The following is a 6,937-nucleotide window of genomic DNA, read 5'->3' as shown; positions in this document are numbered from 1 at the left end:
AAAGCCGCCGGCGCTGCCACCGTTCTTTGCCCCCACCAGAACGACAGAGGAGACCCCCAGATGGCCAAAAGCAAAGACCGGATCCCCAAGTTCCTGAACAGTTACCCAAACGACCTGGCCACGCTCGTCGACCTGAAGCGTGAAGGACTGGAACCCAAGGGCACCCCGGTCGCGCTGCTGGAGATCGTCACGAAGGACTCGCAGACCCTGACGGGGCTGTACCGCCGCTCAGAGGCAACGCCAGTGGCCACCCCGGCCGGGCCAGTGGATCGCTGAGCATCCAGACGGTCGGCAGGGGTTGGAGCGGCGTCGGGGACTGCCTGTTCGACCTGGCGGCATTTCCGTGGCCTTTGCGTGATGCAACGGTGGATCAGCCCGGCGTGCGAGCCAGGTGTGACGCGTTTGCGGCAGGGTCCATCCAGGCGTGGCCGTTGATGGCTGAGCCATAGGCGGCGCCAGGGACGGTTGTGAAGCTGCGCGACCTGCAGGCGCTGCATGATTTTGCAGACTGGAACCCGAAGTTGAGGCCGTCGACCGACGTGCCCTGCTCCCTTACACGCTTGCGCGCTCATCCAGGTGTCCTGCATTGGGCGTCTTGAAAGTGGGTGGTCTCCCCGCATGACACCGATCCTCACGTCGGGGCGCACGCACGGGGCCCGTGCCGGGCTGGTCTGTCCACGGATCCTGCTCAAGGCCGAGCGGGGCCTGGCATGGCGGAGCGTGAGGTGGCCAGCCGGGGCAACCAGCGACATCTCAGACAGAATCAGTCCAGGCGTTTGCGGGCGATGAGCCGGGTCAGCAGCGCCACGGCCCGCGCCTGATCGATGTGGGCCAACACCGCTTCGGCATCTTCAATCCGTCCCGCTTGGCCCTTCCGTTGACCATCAATCCTCGCGACATAGGGCTCAAAGCGCTCCAGGGGCAGGTGAAAGCCACGCGGTCCAAGGGGCGTGCGCCCCACCACCAGCAGCGCCTCACGGTCAATGGCCACTGGCCGGAGCATGCCCAGGTCCAGGAGCACCTGCGCCGCGCGGCTCTTGAGTTCATACAGGTACGTCTGCTCCCGGCGTAACTCCAGCGCGTCCCGGCGGTGGGGTTGCCCCTGCAACTCGCGGGCAATCGCTTTGGTGCGGCTGTTCACGGCCTGCAGGGCCAGGAGGGGATGCAGGGTCTGCGTGGCCTTCCCAGGCAGCGGCGCAGGCCGACGGGTCCGCCCCAGGGCCAGCCAGTCGGTCTGGGTGACCTGCTGGCCGAACACCTGAATCAGTTTGGGCAGGTACGGGGCGGGGAAGAGCTCCCCTAGGCGGACGTCCAGCAGGGTGGCGTGCGGCACGCTCCAGAGGCCCACCCGAACCGCTTGGGGGTCCTGCCCCTGGTGCGCGGCTGCCAGGGCCGCGGCGCCCAGCACCGACCGCCACACCGGCTCCACCTTCTGCCCGCACGCCACACGCACGAACACCGGCATGCCATTGACCTGTAGATCGCCTACAGTGGGCCGGGCCTGTACGGGGGCAGTGAGGAGCGCCTCCGGCCAGGGGGCAGCCAGAAGCCACGCCAGGTGCTGCCCCCGTTTCCGCAGGCTCTTGACGGTCATGGGCTCCGCTGTGCCCAGCGCCTGCTCCGCCCAGCGGAGCGTGACCGACAGGTCTTCCGGTGTGAAGGTCTGCTGCTGCCGGTACCGGTCGCGTAGGCCCTGCACATGTGGGGTCAGTCCTGCCACCCGGGCCGCTCCCTCGGTCGTCAGGGCACCACGCAGGAGGTCATGTACCGTGACGGGCTCAGAGTGACCCGCCTGCGCTTCTACTCGCCAGCGCAGGAGTTCGAGGAGCGCGTCCTCTGTCACGGGCTCCGGCGGCACGGGCCAGGGGGTACGCTCGCCAGCCACAGGCGGCAGGATCAAGGAGACCGGCCGGAGGTCCTGGGCCACCTGCCGACTCAGGTGATGGTCGCGGTCCAGCAGGTGGCGCAGGGCCCGGCTGGTCAGCGGCACCTGTTCCACCCGCCCAGCTTACGGCGTGGGGGCACTCGCGCTTGCTGAAGGGAGTGAGGTCGAGCGGCGCAATGAACGGCCTGCCTGAAGCCAGGACGCCTGGGTATGGGCGGAGGTGCACATAGGTCATTGGCCGCTCAAGGAGCCTGAGTCGCTGCATACGAGCCGATGTACCCTAGTTGACACCATGAGATACACGCTTTGGTTTCGCCTCCTCCGGCTGCTGAAGTGCCCACCGTTGTTCGAGCGGCACGTGATCCTGGGCGAATTCCCAGTGAAAGCGACGTTGGGTCATCGGTGGTCTGCCCATGACCCTGAACACTGACGTTTCAGCGTTGGCGCCACGGGCGCAGGGTGTTTTGGCCGCCCGTGCCGCTGCCGCTAGCGTATCCGCAAGATGACACCCTGGCGGGTGTTCGGTGTCAGGCCATCAAGGCTTGTGGTCCAGGGTGCCCCCGGTGGTGGTCTGTGTATCGACAGACAGAGGGGCATCGAGGCTGGACGTCCGCTCAGACGCTGTCTCCCCAGTCCTCATTCACCTCATGGCGTGGCCACTGCCCATATCCGGTGCTGCTGGTGACCATGCGGACAAACAGCGACGCCTGGTCAGGGCTGGTCTCGCGGCAGCTGGGCAAGGGACCACGATGAACAATAGTCCTCACCGACGGCGGTTCATCGCGCTTGGCGCGGCAGCCGCCATACTGGGCGGTGGTCTCAAGCTCTTGATCCCGCCCCCAACCGCGCCCCCTCTGGCCGCTGTCACGGTGCCTCCGCATGGGCCACCCATTGAACCGCAGAATCGAGCGCGGCGCTGCCTGGCCCTCGCCGAACAAAACCTGTCCAAGTTGTACAGGACGGAGGCCAATCACCACCGCTTCATCACTGCCGTTCAGGTCACCGCGCGAACCTGGCGCATCCGGGGGGAGTTACGTGCGTATGGGCGTGATGGGGTGCGCGTTTTTCCCTTCGAGTGCATGGACAGTGACGATTCACCCGGAATCAACCTGCACCCAAAGTGAACAGAGGTGTCCATGGTCCGGTCTGGGCAGTGGCGAACACGGCGCCTGAGCGCCCTGCTGGAACTAATGGCAGGGGGTTGTGGCAAGTTGTTCAGGTAGGGTGACGCGGTGCTGACCGGTCAGAAACTCCCTGGCTACCGTTTTCCTCTCGCGATCGGCTACGCCGTGTGGTTGTACCACCGCTTCACGCTCAGCTATCGGGATGTCGAAGAACTGCTGCTGGAACGCGGCATCGTCGTGACGCGTGAGTCCATTCGAAGCTGGTGCATCACATTCAGCGACCTCTTTGCCCATGGCCTCCGCCACCGGGAACCCCGTCGGGGTTCCCGGTGGTCCTTAGACGAAATGCACGTGGACACCGGCGGGGTCAAACACTGGCTGTGGCGAGCTGTTGACGAACATGGAGCTGTGCTGGATGTTTTCCTTCAGGAACACCGTGATACTGAAGCCGCCAAATCGTTCTTCCACCGTCTGCTGAGGGAATACGATGTGCCGGAGGTCATCCACACCGACAAGCTGTGGAGTTATGGTGCAGCCCTTCGGGAATCCCCCGTGCTCCACGGGGTGGAGCACGTTCAGGTCGTATCGACTGACCGCTGCAACAACCTGATCGAGCAGTCCCATCGCCCCACACGGCAGCAGGAACGGCAACAGCGAGGATTCAGATCACGAAAACGAGCACAGGGCTTCCTCAGTCTGCACACCCGAATCATGAATCTCCACCACCCTGCCCGCTCCACCGTTCCCGCTCGCTACCGTCGTCATCATCGCCAGGCTGCCTTCAAAACGTGGCAAGAAACCGTGTGGCAGGCGGCCTGAACTTCAGGCCGCCTGCCACTGGGAACCTCCACCGCACCTCACGCTCCAACAACTTGCCACAACCCCCTGCATCACATGTTTGATGGCGGCTGGATGTGGATGGTTCCGTTTGGAAATCACGTGGATGCGACCAATCCTGCCTGGAGTGTGGGGCTTTCCTATGACCCGGCACGGACGGGCTGGCGGGTGGACTGGACGCCCGAAGAGCTCTTTGCACACGTGCAGCAGCAGTACCCCGCACTGGCCGAACAGTTTTGCGGCGCCACACGCACTGGACCCTGGCAGGACGCCCCGCATACCCAGTACAGCGCCAGCGAAATTGTGGGTGATCAGTATTGCCTGCTGGACCGCGCGGCGTGGGACACCGATCCGCTGTTCTCGCGCGGCCTGAATAATGGGCTTGAGCAAGTGGCAGTGCTGGCCGAGGAGTTGATCGGCGCGTTTGACGAGGGGACCGTGAATGCCCAGCGTCTGCGGTACGTTGAGCAGGTGTCACGCGGTCTGGCGGCGCAGCAGGATTACACGTTGCACGCGGCGTACGCTGCCACGCGTTCGCCCGTGCTGTGCAGTGCGTTCGCCCGCGTCTGGTTGTTGTGGTCCATGTTTTCCACATTGCATCTGGCCCACCTGCACCGGACGCTGGGTGCCGCGCCCGCGCATCAGGCGGCCTTGCGGCGCAGTCCGGAGTCCGGGTTGTGGTTCGGCGCGCCGCAGAGTGCCCTTCAGCTTTGGAGTGAAGGGCTGCGGGTGTGTGAGGCGGTGGCAGCGGGGCGGGCGGGGCCGGACAGTGCTGGGCGCGCCCTGATGGGCACGCTGCGAGACCGCCGCAGCGTGCCGCCTCTGTTCGGCTTTGGCCGGTTGGAGGAGCGGCACTACGTGTTGTCCCGCACCCGGCAGGTCCGGACACTGGTCTGGGCGCTGGCCCGTGCGCCCAGGGATTTGCGGACGCTGCTGTTTTCGCACCTGCGGCGCAAGGAAGTGGCGCTGCCGCAGGCGTCGCTTGCGGCAGCGGGGAGGCAAGTGGCGCAGGTGCGCCATTCGGCAGATTCGGCCGTGTAACGATCGAACCGTCACACCGCGCCGGAAAGCTGTGGTCGGCGCGGCGTGGTCAGGGCTTCACGAGGGAAGCTGTGGTCGGCTCGTGGCATGGTCTCCGTGCAGGTGACTGCCAGGCGCCAGGATCATCGCCGCTCCAGAACCGCTGCAGCGGGGTGGATGATCCAGCGGCCCTCCCGGTCCTCCACCGTTTGAACCGGGATCAAGGTGATGCCGGGCCCGGTGCTGGCCAGGGCCAGCACACGCGTGGGATGCACCCAATGCAGAAAAAGCTGCCACGGACCGAACGGCCCTTCAGGTCCCTGTTCGGGGACGGGCGCGGCGTGCAGGTCCGCCGGCACAGTGAGCTGCACGGCATGCAGGTCGTACGTCAGGCCCACGCCCTGCGCCTTGAGGATGGCCTCTTTACAGGCCCAGGCCCGGTAGAACGCGGCCAGATGCTGTGCAGGTGGCAGGCGCTGCAGCCGCTCGCGCTCCAAGGGGCCCAGGGCCGTCTGCAGCATGGCGTGACTGTTCTGGAGGGGGCGGACTTCCTCCAGATCCACCCCAACAGGACCGTTGCCGACGGCCAGGGCGAGGTGATCACCGGTGTGGCTGAGGTTGAACGGCACGTCCAGGCCGACGAGGTACGGCTTGCCGTACGGCCCCAGTGCAAATGTCAGGGCCTGGGGCGGCGCGCCGAGCCGGGCAGCCAGAACGGTCCGCACCAGTGCGCGCGCCGCCACGTACCGGCGCCGAGGGGCAGGCAACGCGATGGCGCGCGCACGGATGTGTTCTTCTGGCGTGAGCAGCGCCACAAGGCCGGCGAAGTCATCGGCGTGCGCCAGATACACCGCCGTGTGCGGCGCGGCGCCGCTCATGATGGGGACGGTGACTCACCCTGGCTGACGCCGTACAGGAAGTCGTTGACGTGCTGCGCCGCGTCGAAGTGGGTTTCGACGTCGAACACTTCACCCATGAGGAAAATCTTGCCGACCATGGGCCCCATGAACGCGGCCATGAGATCGTCAAGGTTACGCCCGGGAAACTGACCTTCGTTCTGGTAATGCGCGAAGAGACTGCGCAGGCTCGTCATGACTTTCTGGCGCAGCGGCAGGGACGCTTTGCGGAGGGTGACGTTATACGCCACTTCAGGCAGCATGCGCAGAATCAGCTTGCGGTTGCGCCGCGCGAGACGGTAGTACTGCTCGGCCACCCGCTGCAGGTCCTGTTCAAGATTGCCGGTGGGCGACAGGGCCGCTTCCTGGTAACTGTTGGTGAGGTTGAGAAACACTTCAACGATCAAGTTCGCCTTGGACTTGAACAGGCGGAAGAGTGTGACCTCTGCCACGCCGGCGTTGATGGAAATGGACCGGGTGGTGGCGCGGCCGAACCCATCCTCGGCCACCACTTCGATGGTGGCATCGAGAATGCGTTCACGGGTGTTCGTCACCGTTGGTGATTCCTGCTCAGACATACGCTCAAGGTAGAACATAGCGCTGTGGCATGATCCTCGGCCGCTTACAGTGGAGAAGAGGCACCGGGCGTCAGCGGGTCGCGGCGTCGGCCGGCATGCGGCGCAGCTGACTACCCGTCAAAACTGGGCATGAGGGCCTGAAGTGCCCGCCAGGACGAAGGCGACGGGTGGAGCAGGAGATCTTGGAGATGATCGAGACCCAGTCGGAACACGGACACCGCACGGTGTCCGTGTTTCTTGCGTTTCACGGGCTGTCTGGCAGCCAGGAGCTGGCCTGTCACACAAGCCCAGATGAAAGCAGCCGACACACAGGTCAGTAAGGTCGAGACGCGCTCAGCCTGCGTCAGGCCGGTGTCTTCCAGATTGAAGCCTCTGGTTTTGAGGGCGGCGTGCAGATTTTCCGCCTGCCAGCGCTGCGCATAGCGGCGGAGATTCTTTGATGCGTGGCCCCGGTAGGCGAGGTACAGAACCTCGCCAGCCGCATTCTTGGTGGCACATAGGCACAAGGACACGCCGTAAACCACCATCCGGCGGTGCCAGCGGCGAATCTCACCGGTCTGAAGCTTTTTGAAGCAGGCCCAGACCGGCAGCTTGCCG

6 protein-coding genes and 1 pseudogene are annotated in these 6,937 nt (G+C 65.2%); 3 read left to right on the top strand and 4 right to left on the bottom strand.

Features of this window, described 5'->3' with window-relative positions; translation table 11 throughout:
• Positions 1 to 276, top strand: a 276-nt coding sequence (locus tag K7W41_RS22995; protein ID WP_224612861.1) for a hypothetical protein, incomplete at its 5' end; no start/stop codon positions are given.
• A gap of 487 nt (positions 277 to 763) precedes the next feature.
• Here K7W41_RS22995 and K7W41_RS22990 read toward each other — a convergent pair.
• Entirely contained in the window at positions 764 to 1,999 is a 1,236-nt protein-coding gene (locus K7W41_RS22990) for a hypothetical protein (RefSeq protein WP_224612860.1), read from the bottom strand.
• 1,121 nt (positions 2,000 to 3,120) lie between these two features.
• On the opposite strand from K7W41_RS22990, the gene K7W41_RS22985 reads away from it, so the two are divergent.
• Together K7W41_RS22985 and K7W41_RS22980 are read left to right on the top strand one after the other, a co-directional pair.
• A complete protein-coding gene (locus tag K7W41_RS22985; RefSeq protein WP_224612863.1) occupies positions 3,121 to 3,828 on the top strand; it encodes an IS6 family transposase in 708 nt (235 codons plus the stop codon).
• A 120-nt stretch (positions 3,829 to 3,948) separates the two neighbouring features.
• Complete coding sequence (locus K7W41_RS22980) at positions 3,949 to 4,887, top strand: hypothetical protein (RefSeq protein ID WP_224612858.1); 939 nt, start codon at positions 3,949 to 3,951, stop codon at positions 4,885 to 4,887.
• A 122-nt stretch (positions 4,888 to 5,009) separates the two neighbouring features.
• On the opposite strand, the gene K7W41_RS22975 is transcribed toward K7W41_RS22980, so the two are convergent.
• The 3 genes and pseudogenes from K7W41_RS22975 to K7W41_RS22965 all read right to left on the bottom strand — a co-directional run.
• Complete coding sequence (locus K7W41_RS22975) at positions 5,010 to 5,744, bottom strand: 4'-phosphopantetheinyl transferase family protein (RefSeq protein WP_224612856.1); 735 nt, start codon at positions 5,742 to 5,744, stop codon at positions 5,010 to 5,012.
• Positions 5,741 to 6,340 (bottom strand): TetR/AcrR family transcriptional regulator, encoded by a 600-nt coding sequence (locus K7W41_RS22970; RefSeq protein ID WP_224612854.1) that lies wholly within the window; start codon positions 6,338 to 6,340, stop codon positions 5,741 to 5,743. Before K7W41_RS22970 ends, K7W41_RS22975 begins: the two co-directional genes overlap by 4 nt.
• A 110-nt stretch (positions 6,341 to 6,450) precedes the next feature.
• Positions 6,451 to 6,937 (bottom strand): annotated as a pseudogene (locus K7W41_RS22965) (IS4 family transposase); the annotation flags it as partial.

It is taken from the genome of Deinococcus multiflagellatus (assembly GCF_020166415.1).
Classification (GTDB): Bacteria; Deinococcota; Deinococci; order Deinococcales; family Deinococcaceae; genus Deinococcus; species Deinococcus multiflagellatus.
Note: the sequence above shows the minus strand (reverse complement) of the source record. Positions and strands in the feature narration are given on the sequence as shown.

Bases quoted from the DNA above. Each gene is read 5' to 3' on its own strand.
- K7W41_RS22970 (WP_224612854.1), bottom strand. From the start codon at position 6,340: ATGTCTGAGCAGGAATCACCAACGGTGACGAACACCCGTGAACGCATT.
- K7W41_RS22975 (WP_224612856.1), bottom strand. From the start codon at position 5,744: ATGAGCGGCGCCGCGCCGCACACGGCGGTGTATCTGGCGCACGCCGAT.